13 protein-coding genes, 2 pseudogenes and 1 riboswitch are annotated in these 14101 nt (G+C 74.5%); of the genes and pseudogenes, 7 read left to right on the forward strand and 8 right to left on the reverse strand.

Going from position 1 to position 14101, the window contains the following annotated elements; all coding sequences use genetic code 11:
• Nucleotides 1-4: 4 nt before the first annotated feature.
• From ACH495_RS08665 to ACH495_RS08675, 3 genes are all read right to left on the reverse strand, one after another.
• Nucleotides 5-631 (reverse strand): DUF47 domain-containing protein, encoded by a 627-nt coding sequence (locus ACH495_RS08665; RefSeq protein ID WP_089157475.1) that lies wholly within the window; start codon nucleotides 629-631, stop codon nucleotides 5-7.
• Between the two features lie 120 nt (nucleotides 632-751).
• A complete protein-coding gene (locus ACH495_RS08670) occupies nucleotides 752-1732 on the reverse strand; it encodes a PPK2 family polyphosphate kinase (protein WP_396857085.1) in 981 nt (326 codons plus the stop codon).
• A 293-nt stretch (nucleotides 1733-2025) separates the two neighbouring features.
• Nucleotides 2026-2532 (reverse strand): DUF402 domain-containing protein, encoded by a 507-nt coding sequence (locus tag ACH495_RS08675; RefSeq protein WP_396857086.1) that lies wholly within the window; start codon nucleotides 2530-2532, stop codon nucleotides 2026-2028.
• A 124-nt stretch (nucleotides 2533-2656) separates the two neighbouring features.
• On the opposite strand from ACH495_RS08675, the pseudogene ACH495_RS08680 reads away from it, so the two are divergent.
• Nucleotides 2657-4000, forward strand: a pseudogene (locus ACH495_RS08680) (ATP-dependent DNA helicase); the annotation flags it as partial.
• Nucleotides 4001-4111: 111 nt separating this feature from the next.
• Nucleotides 4112-4798: pseudogene (locus tag ACH495_RS08685) on the forward strand (ATP-dependent DNA helicase); the annotation flags it as partial.
• Between the two features lie 51 nt (nucleotides 4799-4849).
• On the opposite strand, the gene ACH495_RS08690 reads toward ACH495_RS08685, so the two are convergent.
• Nucleotides 4850-6130 carry an AI-2E family transporter gene (locus ACH495_RS08690; RefSeq protein ID WP_396857339.1) on the reverse strand — a complete coding sequence of 427 codons (1281 nt, stop codon included), beginning with the start codon at nucleotides 6128-6130 and terminating at the stop codon, nucleotides 4850-4852.
• Nucleotides 6131-6305: 175 nt separating this feature from the next.
• Here ACH495_RS08690 and ACH495_RS08695 point away from each other — a divergent pair, with 175 nt between their 5' ends.
• Both ACH495_RS08695 and ACH495_RS08700 read left to right on the forward strand, forming a co-directional pair.
• Complete coding sequence (locus tag ACH495_RS08695) at nucleotides 6306-6653, forward strand: GroES family chaperonin (RefSeq protein WP_396857087.1); 348 nt, start codon at nucleotides 6306-6308, stop codon at nucleotides 6651-6653.
• A 67-nt stretch (nucleotides 6654-6720) separates the two neighbouring features.
• The gene (locus ACH495_RS08700; RefSeq protein WP_396857088.1) at nucleotides 6721-6888 is read left to right on the forward strand and encodes a hypothetical protein; all 168 of its coding nucleotides are present in this window, start codon (nucleotides 6721-6723) and stop codon (nucleotides 6886-6888) included.
• Nucleotides 6889-6910: 22 nt separating this feature from the next.
• Here ACH495_RS08700 and ACH495_RS08705 read toward each other — a convergent pair whose 3' ends face one another.
• Nucleotides 6911-8362 carry a PrsW family intramembrane metalloprotease gene (locus tag ACH495_RS08705; protein ID WP_396857089.1) on the reverse strand — a complete coding sequence of 484 codons (1452 nt, stop codon included), beginning with the start codon at nucleotides 8360-8362 and terminating at the stop codon, nucleotides 6911-6913.
• 23 nt (nucleotides 8363-8385) lie between these two features.
• Nucleotides 8386-8507, forward strand: a riboswitch (SAM riboswitch).
• Between the two features lie 43 nt (nucleotides 8508-8550).
• On the opposite strand from ACH495_RS08705, the gene ACH495_RS08710 reads away from it, so the two are divergent.
• Nucleotides 8551-9834 (forward strand): aminotransferase class V-fold PLP-dependent enzyme, encoded by a 1284-nt coding sequence (locus ACH495_RS08710; RefSeq protein ID WP_396857090.1) that lies wholly within the window; start codon nucleotides 8551-8553, stop codon nucleotides 9832-9834.
• A gap of 59 nt (nucleotides 9835-9893) precedes the next feature.
• Here ACH495_RS08710 and ACH495_RS08715 read toward each other — a convergent pair whose 3' ends face one another.
• Nucleotides 9894-11123: an aromatic acid exporter family protein gene (locus tag ACH495_RS08715; RefSeq protein WP_396857091.1), complete on the reverse strand. Its 1230-nt coding sequence runs from the start codon at nucleotides 11121-11123 to the stop codon at nucleotides 9894-9896.
• Nucleotides 11124-11192: 69 nt separating this feature from the next.
• Here ACH495_RS08715 and ACH495_RS08720 point away from each other — a divergent pair, with 69 nt between their 5' ends.
• On the forward strand, nucleotides 11193-11828 hold the full coding sequence (locus ACH495_RS08720; protein ID WP_396857092.1) for a metal-dependent phosphohydrolase: 636 nt from the start codon (nucleotides 11193-11195) through the stop codon (nucleotides 11826-11828).
• Here the strand turns inward: ACH495_RS08720 and ACH495_RS08725 are convergent.
• Nucleotides 11754-12104: a DUF4031 domain-containing protein gene (locus tag ACH495_RS08725; protein ID WP_396857093.1), complete on the reverse strand. Its 351-nt coding sequence runs from the start codon at nucleotides 12102-12104 to the stop codon at nucleotides 11754-11756. The two genes, ACH495_RS08720 and ACH495_RS08725, sit on opposite strands and share 75 nt — an antisense overlap.
• Nucleotides 12105-12137: 33 nt before the next feature.
• Between ACH495_RS08725 and ACH495_RS08730 the strand changes: the two genes are divergently transcribed.
• Nucleotides 12138-13538 carry an FAD-binding oxidoreductase gene (locus ACH495_RS08730; protein ID WP_396857094.1) on the forward strand — a complete coding sequence of 467 codons (1401 nt, stop codon included), beginning with the start codon at nucleotides 12138-12140 and terminating at the stop codon, nucleotides 13536-13538.
• A 1-nt stretch (nucleotide 13539) separates the two neighbouring features.
• Here ACH495_RS08730 and ACH495_RS08735 read toward each other — a convergent pair whose 3' ends face one another.
• On the reverse strand, nucleotides 13540-14049 hold the full coding sequence (locus ACH495_RS08735) for a hypothetical protein (protein WP_396857095.1): 510 nt from the start codon (nucleotides 14047-14049) through the stop codon (nucleotides 13540-13542).
• Nucleotides 14050-14101: the final 52 nt, after the last annotated feature.

Genomic DNA, 14101 nt, shown 5'->3' on the forward strand with positions numbered 1-14101 from the left:
AGGATCAGGACTCCTTGACCGCGATGGTCTCGACGGTGTTGGCGACGTGCTCGAAGGCGTCGCAGGCGGCCTCCAGCTCGTCGGCCACCTCCTTCATCTTCAGCACCGTGAGCGCGTCGTACTCACCGGAGAAGAGACGCACCAGCAGCATCCGGTACGCCTGGTCACCGTCGTTCTCGAGGCGGTTGCACTCGATCCAGTAGTCCTCGAGGTCCTTCATCGACTTCAGCCGGGGCATCGCCTCGGCGGTGAGCTTGGCCTGCTGGTCGAGCACGTTGACCAGCTCGTGCAGCTCACGCGGGAGCGACGGGAGCTTGGTCAGGCCGTACAGGTAGAGCAGGTTGCCGACCGCCTCCAGGTGGTCCATCACGTCGTCGAGCAGCGACCCCAGCCGGTAGATGTCCTCCCGGTCGAACGGCGTGATGAAGGTGGAGTTGATCTTCTTGTAGAGATCGTGCGTGATCTGGTCGCTGTCGTGCTCGACCTCGGTCAGCCGCTCGCTGATCGACTGCACGTCCGCGCCGGGCAGGCCCAGCTCGTTGAGCAGGTCGGTCCCCTTCACCAGGTTCTGCGCGGCCCTGGTGAAGAGCTCGTAGAAGGCGCCCTCGGTGGGACGGAAGGAAAACTTCACAGCACGGACCTCGTCGTGTCGGTGGAAGGGTGGCCGTCGCCTGGCAAGGCGCCTGCTCTGGGCATGCTAGGGACCCGGCGGAACCGGGCATCGACCGGCCCACCCCTGGTCAGACCCGATTCACCGCTCGTTCACCTGTTGTTCACCTGGCCGCTCCGAGCCCTGGTCGCGCAACCGGTCACGCTCCCGTTCCACGTCGAAATCGGCAGGCGGATACCCCAGATCCAGGCCGTCGAACGTCTCCCGCAGCAGGTGGGCCAGGGCCCAGTCGCGGTACCACTTGCGGTCCGCCGGCACCACGAACCAGGGCGCGGCGTCCGTGCCGCAGCGTTCCAGCGCCTCGGCGTACGCGGCCTGGTACTCGTCCCACCGGGCCCGGGTGTCCAGATCGCTCGGGTTGTACTTCCAGTACTTCGTGGGGTCGGTGAGCCGTTCCATCAGCCGCTCGCCCTGCTCGGCGTACGAGATGTGCAGCATGACCTTGACCACGGTGACCGCCTGCCCGGTCAGCTCCCGCTCGAAGTCGTTGATGATCTCGTAGCGGGACCGCCAGGTGGCGTCGTCGACCAACCCCTCCACCCGGGCGATGAGCACGTCCTCGTAGTGCGAGCGGTTGAACACGCCCACGTAGCCGGGCGGCGGCAACGCCCGCCGGATCCGCCACAGGAAGTCGTGCCGCAACTCCTCCTCGGTGGGCGGGCCGAAGGAGCGGATGTGCAGCCCGAGCGGATTCATCGCGCCGGCCACCCGCTTGACCGCGCCGTCCTTGCCGCCGCAGTCCATGGCCTGGAGCACCAGCAGCACCCGGCGCGGCCGGTCGCCGTCCAGTCGTCCGCCGGCCTGGCTGGGCGCGCTGGTGGCGCTCCCCGGGCCGGCCGCGACCTGGGCGGCGGCGTACAGCATCTCCTGCTGCCGGCCCAGCTCGGCGCCGATCAGCTCCACCTGGCCACGGGCCCACTCCTTGCGCGCCGAACCGTGCCCGGCCGCCCTCGGCAACCCCGGCATCGAGCGAGGGTCCACCGCCCCGAGGTCCACCGGCCCCGGCCCCACCCGCAACAACTCCCGCATCGACCCGTCCTCGGGCCTCACCACCCCACTCATCCCCCGATCCTCACCCGCGCGGCCCGATCATGGGTACGGCGCGTCCGGTACGCCCGCTTTGCGATCTGCCACTGGCCCCACCGCCACCCCTGCCCACCCTTCGACCCCGCCGTGCCCGTCCTGGCCTCTTCCAAAAAATGGGATCGGCGTAGATCTTGGTGAAAAGTGGCCCCATAGGGGCCTTTTCTCTCCAAGATCGGAGGGCGGCAGGCAGCCGGCCGAGAAGGGGCGGCGGGCGACCTGCCACCGCTGGGCCCGGACGCCGGCTGGCCGCCGCGCTGGTGACGCGCGGCTCAGACCACCAGGGCCAACCACTTCCGGTACGACGTGGCGAACGGCTCGGTGCCGTCGCCGAGCGCGCCGAGCAGCCAGCGGGACGCCGCCTCGGCCTCGGCGACCAGGTCGTCCGGGTAGTTCCACCGGGCCCGGTGCTCGGCGAACTCGTCCTCGTCGCGCAGCTCGACCAGGCCGGTCTCGCGGCGGCGCACCACGTCCAGGTCGAGGTCGACCAGGTGGACCGTCTCGTCGCCCTCCCAGCGGGCCGGCGTGGCGATGTCGCAGTAGACCTCGCTGGTGCGCGGCGGCGGGTTGAACATGCCCGTCCACCAGGCGTGCCGGGGCACCAGCAGGACGAACGGGATCTGCTCGACCGACGGCCGGCCGTGGTAGACCGACTCGGTGCCGACCGGCACGCCGAGCCAGACGCCGAGGTCGTCCTCGGCGAGCCGGCGGGCCGGGTAGTCGCGGTGGGCGCTGCCGTCGTACTTGCGGTAGATCACGCGGACCACATCGCTCGGCATGCCTGGCACCCTAACCGATTCCGGCCACGCCACGCGATCGGCAGGTAACCGGACGCGACCCGGTACTCCGCCACGCCGCCGGAGCGGCCGGACCGGCGTCGGTGCCGGCGGGTACGGTCGCACGGTGAGCCCGTCCCGCACCGCCACCGGCACCGCCGTCCCGAAGAAGCGCCGGAGTGGCCGCGCGAGCGGCACGGAGCTGCTGGCCGCCGCGGTCGGCGCGGTCCCGGGCGGCGCGACCCGGCCGGGCCAGCAGCAGATGGCCGAGGCGATCGAGCGCAGCATCGCCTCCGGCGAGCATCTGCTGGTGCAGGCCGGCACCGGCACCGGCAAGTCGCTGGCCTACCTGGCGCCGGCGCTGACCGTGGACGGCCCGGTGGTGGTCTCCACCGCCACCCTGGCGCTGCAGTCCCAGCTCGTCGACCACGACCTGCCCCGGCTGGCCGACGCGGTCGAGCCGGTGCTCGGCCGCCGGCCCACGTTCGCCGTGCTCAAGGGCCGCCACCACTACCTGTGCCTGGCCCGGCTGGACAGCTCCGTCGAGGACGAGCCGGACGACGCGCTCTTCGACGCGCCCCGGCCCGGCGGCGGCACCAAGTGGCTCGGCGAGGCGGGCCGGCTGGGCAAGCAGGTGCAGCGGCTGCGGGACTGGGCGGAGGAGACCGCCACCGGCGACCGGGACGAGCTGGATCCGGGCGTCGACGACCAGGTCTGGCGCAGCGTCTCCATGCCGGCCCGGGAGTGTGTCGGCGCGAGCCGCTGCCCGTTCGGGCAGGAGTGCTTCGCGGAGGCGTCCCGGGCCCGCGCCCGGGAGGCCGACCTGGTGGTGACCAACCACAGCCTGCTCGCCGTGGACATGCTCGCCGGGCGGCACATCGTGCCCCCGCACCGGCTGCTCGTCGTGGACGAGGCGCACGAGTTGGCCGACCGGGTCTCCTCGGCGGCCCAGGCCGAGCTGGTGCCGGAGCTGATCGACAGGTCCACCCGGCGGGCCCGGCCGCTGCTCCGCCCCGACCACGCCGACCGGCTCACCGAGGCCGGCGACGCGCTGGCCGTGGGGCTGGCCGAGGCGCCGGCCGGCCGGCTCACCGCCGGCCTGCCGTCCGCGCTGCGCGAGGCGTGCACGTTGCTCGACTCGGCGACCCGGGCCGCGCTGGAGGCGATCGGCGACGTGAAGGCCGACGACCCGGACCCGGTCCGCAAGCAGCAGGCCAAGGCCGTGCTGGACGAGCTGTCCACCACCGCCCAGCGCCTGCTGGAAGAGGGCGACCACGACGTGGCCTGGGTGGAGAAGCCGGAGAACGGCAGCCGCCGGGCGCTGGTGGTGGCGCCGCTGTCGGTGGCCGGCACGCTCGCCACCCACCTCTACGACGAGCGGACCGTGGTCGCCACCTCGGCCACGTTGGCGCTGGGCGGGCGCTTCGACACGGTGGCCCGGGCACTCGGGTTGGAGGCGCCGCCGCCGGCCCCGCCGTCGCCGGCCGCCGCCGCGATGGCGACCGCAGCCGCCGCCGGCCGCGGCACCGGTCCGGGGCCGGTGGCGAGCACCGAGGGCAGCCGGGCGGCGGTCGGCACGGTCCCGGCCACCGAGGGGCCGGGCTGGCGGTCGCTCGACGTCGGCTCGCCGTTCGACTACGCCCGGCAGGGCATCCTCTACGTGGCCGCACACCTGCCCCGTCCCAGCGTCTCCGGGCTGCCCACGGCGGCCGGCGAGGAGCTGCTGGCGCTGGTCGGCGCGCTCGGTGGGCGTACCCTCGGGCTCTTCTCCTCCCGGCGGGCCGCGCAGCAGGCGGCGGAGCTGGTCCGCGCACGGACCGACCTGCCCGTGCTGCTCCAGGGCGAGGAGGCGTTGCCACTGCTGGTGCGCCGCTTCCGGCAGGAGCGGGAGAGCTGCCTGTTCGGGGTGATGTCGCTCTGGCAGGGGGTGGACGTGCCGGGTGACGCCTGCCAGCTCGTGGTGATCGACCGGCTGCCGTTCCCCCGGCCCGACGAGCCGCTCGCCGCCGCGCGGGCGGCAGCGGTGGACGCGGGTGGCGGGTCCGGTTTCGCGGCGGTCAGCGTGCCGATCGCGGCGGTCCGGCTGGCGCAGGGCGTGGGCCGGCTGATCCGGGCCACCGGCGACCGGGGCGTGGTCGCGGTGCTCGACTCGCGGCTGGAGACGGCGCGCGGCTACGGCCCGTTCCTGCGCCGGTCGCTGCCGCCGTTCTGGTACACGACTCGTCCCGAGGTGGCCCGGGGCGCGCTGGAACGCCTCGCCAAGAGCTGACGCCCGCGCCCCCCGGGTGGGGTGACGCGGGCGTCGGCGGATCGGGCCGGGTCAGGGCGCCTGGGAGGCGACCACCACCGCGTCCGGCGGGGTGTCCGGCACGGTACGCGCGGCGAGCCGGCGGACCGCGGTGTTGAGCACGGCGATCAGCGGCACCGAGACCAGCGCGCCGGCGATGCCGGCCAGCACCACGCCGGCGGCGATGCCGATGATCACGGCGAGCGGGTGGATGGCCACCGCCCGGCCCATGATCAGCGGCTGGAGCACGTGGCCCTCGACCTGCTGCACGCCGACCACCACGCCCAGGATGATCAGGGCGGTCACCGGGCCGCTGTCGACCAGCGCCACCAGCACGGCCACCACGCCGGACAGGAACGCGCCGACGATCGGGATGAACGCGCCGAGGAAGACCAACGCGGCCAGCGGGAACGCGAACGGGATGTCGAAGACGACCAGGAAGATGCCGATGCCCACGGCGTCGATGAACGCGACCAGCACGGTGGCCCGCACGTACGCGCCGAGCGTCGCCCAGGACGCGCGCCCGGCGTCGTCGACCTTCCAGCGCGCGGCCACCGGCAGCAGCCGGACCAGGAACCGCCAGATGTTGTTGCCGTCGCGGAGGAAGAAGAACGTCGCGAAGAGCACCAGCACGGTGCCGGTGAGCACCTCGGCCAGCGTCGCGGCGGTGCTGAGCGCGCCGCTGGTGAACCGTTCGGTGTTGCCGTTGATCCAGGCCTGCGCCTCGTTGATGTAACGGTCGAGCTGGCTGTCGGACAGGTGCAGCGGCCCGGTCTTGAGCCAGTCCTGGATCTGCCGGACGCCCTGCGAGGACTTCTCGCTCAGCTCCGGCACGCCCTGGATGAACTCGTTGACCACCAGCGTGAGCGTGCCGATCACCGCAACCAGGCCACCGACCAGCACCACGCCGGTCGCCAGCGAGCGGGGGAACCGGGCCTTCAGCAGCCAGCCGACCGCCGGGGCGAGCAGCGCCGAGAGCAGCAGCGCGACGGTCAGCGGGATGATCACGATGCTGATCGTGCCGACGATCCGGAGCAGGGCCCAGGTGACGATGCCGATCACGATCAGTCGCCAGCACCAGGCGGCGGCGATGCGCAGCGCGTGCGGCACCTCGGTGTCGTCCCGGCTGACCGTCGAGTTGTGCATGGCGGCCGGCGGCTCGGCGCCCACCACCATCGCCGACGGCGACGCCACCGGACCCGGCGAGACGGGTGAGGCCACGCCCGCGTCGTCCGGTGCCGTGTCCGCCCCCTCCCGGCCGGCCCGGACGGACTCCCGTCCCGACTCGTACGCGCGGCGGAGCCGTCCGCGCATCCGCTCGAAGCGGCTCAAGCGCACCTCCGGCAAAGTTGGCCCACCCACGTACGTGACAGGGGGGACAGGATACGTCCGCCGCCCCACCATAGGGCGGCTCCGCCACACATTGCCCCGCCACGGTCCGGGCCAACCACGGCGGGATCGATCGCGGGGCACGCGGTAGCGTTTTCGCGTGACCGCCGACCAGAGTCTCGACGCCGGGCTGCCCATCCGCCTGCTGCACGATCGCGTGCTGGTGCGTACCGAGGGCGGTGAGGGGGAACGCCGCTCCACCGCCGGCATCGTGATCCCGGCGACCGCGGCGGTCGGCAAACGCCTCGCCTGGGCCACCGCGGTCGGCGTCGGGCCGCACGTACGCTCGATCGTGGCCGGGGACCGGGTGCTCTTCGACCCGGACGACCGGTCCGAGGTCGAGCTGCACGGCCGGGCGTACGTGCTGCTGCGCGAGCGCGACGTGCACGCGGTGGCGGCGGAACGGGTGGAGAGCGGCGCCACCGGCTCCACCGGGCTCTACCTGTAGCCCCGCGCCGTTTGCGGCGCTGCCCGGCGGGAAGCCCAGGCACCTCAGTGCGCCCTGGGGAGGGACCATGCCGATCGTGATCAAGAGGATTCTCGCCTGGGGGTTCCTCGCGTTCCTGATCTACTTCATGGCGTTCCGGCCGGACGGCGCGGCGCAGCTGTTCCGGGGGATCGGGGCCGCGCTGATGGCCATCGCCCAGGGGCTCGGCGACTTCCTCACCGGCATGATGACCTGACCGCCCCCGCGTGGGTGGGTGCTCAGCGGTGCGGGTGCCAGGCGTGCGGGCCGTAGCCCGGGGGCGGGGGCGGCGGGGCCAGCACCACCGGGATCGGCACCACCGGCTCGTCCGGCGCCTCGACCGCGCGCCGGGACCCGTCCGGGAACCGCAGGTGGTAGCGCTGCCCGTCCCAGACGCCGACCGGCGCCTGCGGGTCGCGGCCGACGAAGAACGACCGGTACGCGGCGATCGCGTCCAGCAGTTCCCGTTCCTCCCGCACCGTCCGGTCCCGCTCGGCGGGCTTGCGGTCGAGGCCCCGGCGCATCCCGTCGCGCAGCAGCGCCAGCCGGGTCGCGGCGAACTGGTAGCCCCGCATCGCCTTCACGCCGCCGTCGCCGGCCACCCGCCGGGCCCAGGCGCGGGCCGCGTGCCGCCGGCCCAGGCTGCCCAGCGCCGCCACCTCGGGCGGGGTGAGCCAACCCGCCCGGACGTAGTCGGGCAGCGTGCGCTCGGTGAGCCGCCCCTCCCAGGCCCGCAGCCAGACGGCCAGCCCCACCATGCCGAAGAAGATGGGCACCATCACGCCGATGTAGCCGTAGAGCACGATCACCTGCTGCCCGGTGGCCTGCGCCAGTGAGGGCAGCAGGTTCCAGGTGCCGTGCAGCATCATGGCCAGCAGCAGCCCGGCGAGCGGGGCGAGGATCCGCACCCGCCGGTCGGCGGTACGCGCGGCCACCCCCAGCCCGACGCCGGTCATCGAGGTGAACAGCGGGTGGGCGAAGCCGAAGAGCAGGATCCGCACGATGAAGATCGCGATCACCTGCTGTGCGCCGGTCGCCGGGCCGTACTCCTCCACGCCCGTGCGGTAGCCGTATCCGCCCAGGTAGAGGATGTTCTCGACCATCGCGAAGCCGACCGCGGAGAGCCCGCAGTAGACCAGGCCGTCGGTGATCCCGGAGAACTCCCGGCGCCGGAAGATCAGCAGCAGGATCGGACCGGCCGCCTTGGTCAGCTCCTCGATGAACGGCGCGACCAGCACGGCGGTCAGCGCGGCGGGCAACCCGTTGTCCTCGAACAGCCGCGCGCCGGTCTCGTTGACCAGCAGCGAGATGGCGGTGGAGACGAAGGCGCCCCAGGCGAAACAGAAGATCAGGTATTTCAGCGGCTCGGGTTCGTAGCGGTCGAGCCAGAGGAAGCAGGACACCAGCACCGGCACCGGCAGGATCGCCGCGATCACGCCGACCAGCAGCGCCTCCGCGCCCAGGCTCTCGCCCAGCGTGAAGACCATGAACAGCGCGCCGGCCGCGATCAGCAGCACCACCGCGGCCAGCGCCAGGAAGCGCCGCCAGCCGAGCCGGCGCAGCGGCATCCGCGGCGTCGGCGCCCCGGGCGGCGGGACGGCGGGCGCGGGCGGCGGCGGCAGTGCTCCGCCGGGCGGGTTGACGGCCATGCGGTCAGCGTAGCCACCCGCGCCCCACTGGTCCGGCCGCATCGTGACGGCTATGCTGCCGGGCAGGTCACGAGCGCCAGCGTCAAGCCCCGGCTTGCTGGCCGGCAACCCTCGTCGAGTTCGCGGTGGGGTGCCCCGGGTGATGACCGGGCCCAGCGCCGCGTCGCGTGCTGGGCAAGCGCGGACCCCGTCCCGGCACGCCGGGGTCCCGGTTCCCCGGAGGCTCCGCCATGACCGTCACCCTCGTACCCGCCCTTCCCCCGCTGCCCACGCCGGTCCGGCCGGACCCGCTCGGCGTGCTCGGCGTACCGGGGGAGATCAACCTGGACCATGCCGCCAGCGCGCCGTGCGCGCGGGCCGCGGCCGACGCGGTGGCCGAGCTGCTGCCCTGGTACGCGAGCGTGCACCGCGGCGCGGGCGCGCTGTCGCGGCGCTGCACGCTGGCCTACGAGCGGGCCCGGCAGACCGTGGCGGACTTCGTCGGCGCACGTCCCACCGACCACGTGATCTTCACCCGGAACACCACCGACGCGCTGAACCTGCTGGCCCGGGCGCTGCCCGCCGGCACCACGGTGGTCACGTTCGGCGGCGAGCACCACGCGAACCTGCTCCCCTGGCCGCGCGGCTCGGTGCGGCTGCCGGTGCCGGACTCCCCGGCCGACGCGGTCCGGTCGCTGACCCTGGCGCTGGGCGAACTGGCCCGCGACGCCCGGCCCGGCCTGCCGGTGCTGGTCGCGGTGACCGGCGCCAGCAACGTCACCGGCGAGTGCTGGCCGGTCGCCGAACTGGCCCGGGTGGCCCACCGGCACGGCGCGCGCATCCTGGTGGACGCCGCCCAACTGGCCCCGCACGCCCCGGTCGACCTGACCGCGCTGGACGTGGACTACCTGGCGCTCTCCGGCCACAAGCTGTACGCCCCGTTCGGCACCGGCGTGCTGGCCGGGCGCGCGGACTGGCTGGACGCCGCCCCGCCGTACCTGGCCGGCGGCGGGGCCACGAGTCACGTCGGCGCGGCCACCCACCAGGTGCGCTGGGTGACCGGCCCGGCCCGGCACGAGGGCGGCACCCCCAACCTGCTCGGCGCGGTGGCGCTGGCGGCGGTCTGCGCGGCGTTCTCGGCGGCGGACCGGACCGCGCTGCACGCCCGGGAGCAGGCGCTGCTGGCCCGGCTGCGGTCCGGCCTGGCCGCGCTGCCGGGCGTGGTGGAGCTGCGCACGTTCGGTCCGGACGCGCCCCGGGTGGGCATCGTCAGCTTCGTGGTCGCCGGGCGGGACTCCGCCGAGGTGGCCGCCCATCTGGCGGCCCGACACCGGATCGGCGTCCGGGACGGCCTGTTCTGCGCCCACCCGCTGACCCGCCGCCTGCTGACCGAGGCCGCCGTCCGGTCCGGCCGCACCGACCTGCCCCCCACCGCCCTCCGCGCCAGCCTGGGCCTGGGCACCACCGAGCACGAGATCGACACCCTCCTGACCGCCCTGGCGGCGCTGGCCCGTCCGCGTCGATCAGGAAGTTGACCGACCCGGAAAACGCTCTCCCACCCGTCAACCTCATGATCACCAAGGCGGGGCGGGGGTCAGCCGACGGGAGGGGCGGTGCAAGCGGTGGCGGGCTGGTCCTTTCCGTGGAACGCCTGCCGGACCAGGCGGTTCGCCTCGTCCTGGTCGATGCCGGACGCCACCATCAGGTCGCTGGCGGCGGTCCGCACCTGGGCGATCACCACGCTGCCGGAGAAGCCGACCCCCTCGGCGTACGCCCGGCCGGCCTCGCTGACCGCGCGCAACACCCGCTCCCGGGCCTTTTCCGGCTCGTCGCCGGAGGCGAACTCGTGCCGGAGCAGGCGTACCGACTCGGCCAGGTGGGTGATGGAGTCCGGCATCGGCTCGGGGACCGGCTCCTCGTCCTCGATCATGGTGACCGCGCGGCGGATGAGCGTGCCGCTGTTACGCATGGCCCGGTCGATCGGTTCGGCCGCCTCCGCGTAGTGGGTCAGCTCGCTGCGCCGGTGCCAGCGGGCCGGCGAGATGGTGATGGTCTCCTTGGCGCCCTCGATCGCCTCGGTCAGCGCGGCCAGTTCCTCCTTGTTCTCCCGGAGCCGGAACAGCGCCCGCTGGGCGGCGCCCCGGTCCCGGTTGCGCAGCGCCTCGGCGCACGCGTCGAGCTGCTCGGCGAGCAGGTCCAGCGCCGGCCGGGCGGCCCGGTTGAGCACCCGGAGCGGGTTGAGCGGCAGCAGGACGGCGGTCACCAGCAGCGCGATGCTGCCGCCGACGAAGGCGTCGACGAAGCGCGGGAACTCGATGTTCTCGGTGGACGGGGTGAGCGTCACGATCAGCACCGCGGTGGCCGCCGCCTGGATCACGATGGCCACGCTCGCCCCGGCGAAGATGGTCAGCAGGATCGCCGAGGTCACCACCAGCGCGAGCTGCCAGGCGCCGGTGCCCAGGAAATAGATCAGCACGTCGCCGACGAGGACGCCGACCGCCACCCCGATGATCAGCTCGACGGTACGCCGGAACCGCTGCCCCACCGAGGCGGCCAGCGTGCCCACCGCGGAGATCGGGGCGAACACCGGCTGCGGGTTGTGCAGCAACCGGTGCGAGACCAGGTACGCCAGGCCGGCCGCGAGCCCCGCCTGCAACGCCAGGCCGAACGCCGTCCGGACCCGGTGCAGCCGGTCGTGCAGCGTGGCCTTGCTCCGGTGGCGCAGCTCGTCCATGGCGGAGGCGATCCGTGGCCCGTCGAGGTCGCCCAGCGACTCGCGCGACGTCATGCGCCGCAGGAACGGCGGTCGTCGGTCCCGGGCCATGGCGGGTACTACCCGTCCCGTCCCCGGTGAATCCTCGCCCCGACGCCGGAGTGGGGCACACTGCACCGGATGGACGAGCTGACGGCGCGGTGGCGGGCGACGGCCCGGGCGGCCGGCGCGACCGATCCGGCCGGCGTGGCACGCGCCGGGGCGCGGCTGCTGGCCGGTTGGCGGGAGCCGCACCGGCACCACCACACGGTGACCCACCTGCGGGCGGTGCTCGACGTGGTCGACGCGTACGCCGATCTGGCCCGCCACCCGGAGCTGGTCCGGCTCGCGGCGTGGTGCCACGACGCGGTCTACGACCCACGGGCGGGCGGCGACGCCAACGAGCGGGCCAGCGCCGACCTGGGCGGCGCGCTGCTCGCCGCCGCCGGGCTGCCGACCGCGGCGGTGACCGGGGTACGCCGCCTGGTGCTGCTCACCGCCGGCCACGCGGTCGGGCCGGACGACCCGGACGGCGCGCTGCTCTGCGACGCCGACCTGGCGGTGCTGGCCGCCGCACCTGACGACTACGACAGGTACGCCGCCGCGATCCGCCACGAGTACGCCCACGTCCCGGAGCCGGACTTCCGCGCCGGCCGGGCCGCCGTGCTGCGGCACCTGCTGGCCCTGCCGGCGCTCTTCCGGCTACCCGAGCCGCACGCCCGCTGGGAGGCGCCCGCCCGCGCCAACCTGACCCGCGAGCTGGGCACGCTGAGCTGAGACCGGCGCGGCCGAGGCGGAGACGTGTTTCGGGCGGCGCAGGTCGGCGGCGCGCAGCAGCCGGACGATCTCGCGGGACGGCACCACCGTCGCGCCCAGCCAGACCGCCACCCGGAACCGCTCGGCGGGCAGGTCGTAGTGGTCCCGGTCGAAGCCGCGCCGGCTGACGCCGAGCAGCTCGGCGAAGGCGTGCAGTTCCGCGTACGAGACGTCGCTGATCAGGTGCGACCAGAGCCGGCCGCGCCAGGGCACGGTGGGCGGGTCCAGGTAGAGCACGGCCACAGACGGTACGCCGGTAGCCTTCCCGACATGGCCGCCCATCCCCTTCTCGACGAGCTGCGGGCCGCGCTCGGCGAGTCCGCCGTGCTGACCGACCCGGACCTGCTGGCCGGGCACGCGCGCGACGAGGCCGACCTGTGCGACTCGGGCACCCCGCTGGTGGTGGTCCGCCCCCGGGACACCGAGGACGTGGTGGCGGTGGTCCGGGCGGCCGGGCGGCACGGCGTACCGGTGGTGCCGCAGGGGGCGCGGACCGGGCTGGCCGGCGCGGCGAACGCGGTGGACGGCGCGGTGGTGGTGAGCACGGTGGCGATGGACCAGGTCCGGGAGATCGACCCGGTGGGCCGGATCGCCGTGGTGCAGCCCGGCGTGGTCAACGCCGCGCTGGCCGCGGCGGTGCGGGCGCACGGGCTCTGGTATCCGCCGGATCCCGGTTCCTGGGAGTCGTCCACCATCGGCGGCAACGTGGCCACCAACGCCGGCGGCATGTGCTGCGTGAAGTACGGCGTGACCAGCGAGTACGTGCTCGGCCTGGAGGTGGTGCTCGCCTCCGGCGAGGTGCTGCGCACCGGCCGGCGCACCGCCAAGGGCGTCGCCGGGTACGACCTGACCCGGCTCTTCGTCGGCTCGGAGGGCACGCTCGGCGTGATCACCGAGGTGACCGTGGCGCTGCGCCCGGCGCCGGAGGCGTCGCTGACCCTGGTGGCGGTCTTCGGCACCACGGCGGCGGCCGGCGGCGCGGTGGCCGGCATCGCCGAGCGGGGCCTCACCCCCAGCCTGCTGGAACTGCTGGACCGGACGCACCTGCGGGCGATCGAGGCGTACCGGCCGATGGGGCTGCGGACCGACGCGGAGGCGCTGCTGCTGGCGGCGGTGGACACCGGTGACCGGGCGGCCGGCGACCTGGCCCGGATCGCCGAGGTGTGCACGGCGGCCGGCGCCGACGAGGTCTGGGCGGCCACCGACGCGACCGAGGCCGCCGCGCTGCTCCAGGCGCGGCGGCTGGCCCACCCGGCGATGGAACGGTTCGCCGCGCAGACGTTCCCGGGTGGCAACGGCGGCCTGGTCATCGACGACGTGGCGGTGCCGCGCGGCCGGCTGGCGGAGCTGCTGGACGGGGTGGCCCGGATCGCCGTCGCGTGCGACGTGCCGATCGGGGTGGTCGGGCACGCCGGCGACGGCAACATGCACCCGAACATCGTGGTGGACCGGGCCGACCCGGCGAGCCTGGAGCGGGGCCGGCGGGCCTTCGACGAGATCATGCGGCTCGGGCTGGACCTGGGCGGCACCTGCACCGGCGAGCACGGCGTCGGGCTGCTCAAGCGGGACTGGCTGGCGCGGGAGATCGGCCCGGTGGGCGTCCGGGTGCATCAGGCGATCAAGGCGGCGCTGGACCCGGCGGGGCTGCTCAACCCCGGCAAGGTGGTCTGACTCAGCCCTTGTCGTCGGCCGGCGTGGCCTGGGTGAGCAGCAGCAGCACCTGGTACGCCACCGGCGGCGCCGGCTCCCCCGGGCAGTCCTGGATGGTGACGGTCAGCCCCGGCGGGATCAGCAGCGTCGAGGTCAGCACGCCGATGCAGAGCTGCCGGTACCGCCGGGCCTGGTCGGTCTCCCGGGCCAGCGCCGGGTCGGCGAGCATCCGCTGCAACCGGGACGTCTGCTCGGGGTTGAGCGAGCCGGTCGCGTCGACGCCGTCGCCGGCGCAGTCCCGGCACTGCCACCGGCCGGTCGGCTCCACGTCGAGCGTGCGGACCGGGCCGTCCCCGCCCAGCCGCTGCATCAGGGTGACGAGGTTCCCGGTCGGTGTCGGTGTGGCCGAGCCCTGCCGACCGGGTGCGGCGGCGCCCTCGGCGTTGCCGAGGAGCGCGCAACCGGTCAGGGCGGTCGCCAGCAGGACGCCGGCGGACAGGGCGGGGACGCGCGACCAGGATGGGCGAACCACGCCGGAAACCTACACTTCCGTAGGTAGCGCGCACTAGCCGTCGAGCGGCCGT

This window comes from Micromonospora sp. NPDC018662 (genome assembly GCF_044391475.1).
In the GTDB taxonomy this organism is placed as follows: Bacteria; Actinomycetota; Actinomycetes; order Mycobacteriales; family Micromonosporaceae; genus Micromonospora.

What these genes read in the sequence shown, in the direction of transcription:
- ACH495_RS08720 (WP_396857092.1), top strand. Translation starts at nt 11,193, where the DNA reads ATGGACGAGCTGACGGCGCGGTGGCGGGCGACGGCCCGGGCGGCCGGC.
- ACH495_RS08730 (WP_396857094.1), top strand. Translation starts at nt 12,138, where the DNA reads ATGGCCGCCCATCCCCTTCTCGACGAGCTGCGGGCCGCGCTCGGCGAG.
- ACH495_RS08715 (WP_396857091.1), bottom strand. Translation starts at nt 11,123, where the DNA reads ATGGCCCGGGACCGACGACCGCCGTTCCTGCGGCGCATGACGTCGCGC.
- ACH495_RS08690 (WP_396857339.1), bottom strand. Translation starts at nt 6,130, where the DNA reads ATGCGCGGACGGCTCCGCCGCGCGTACGAGTCGGGACGGGAGTCCGTC.
- ACH495_RS08705 (WP_396857089.1), bottom strand. Translation starts at nt 8,362, where the DNA reads ATGCGGCCGGACCAGTGGGGCGCGGGTGGCTACGCTGACCGCATGGCC.
- ACH495_RS08710 (WP_396857090.1), top strand. Translation starts at nt 8,551, where the DNA reads ATGACCGTCACCCTCGTACCCGCCCTTCCCCCGCTGCCCACGCCGGTC.
- ACH495_RS08675 (WP_396857086.1), bottom strand. Translation starts at nt 2,532, where the DNA reads ATGCCGAGCGATGTGGTCCGCGTGATCTACCGCAAGTACGACGGCAGC.
- ACH495_RS08700 (WP_396857088.1), top strand. Translation starts at nt 6,721, where the DNA reads ATGCCGATCGTGATCAAGAGGATTCTCGCCTGGGGGTTCCTCGCGTTC.
- ACH495_RS08670 (WP_396857085.1), bottom strand. Translation starts at nt 1,732, where the DNA reads ATGAGTGGGGTGGTGAGGCCCGAGGACGGGTCGATGCGGGAGTTGTTG.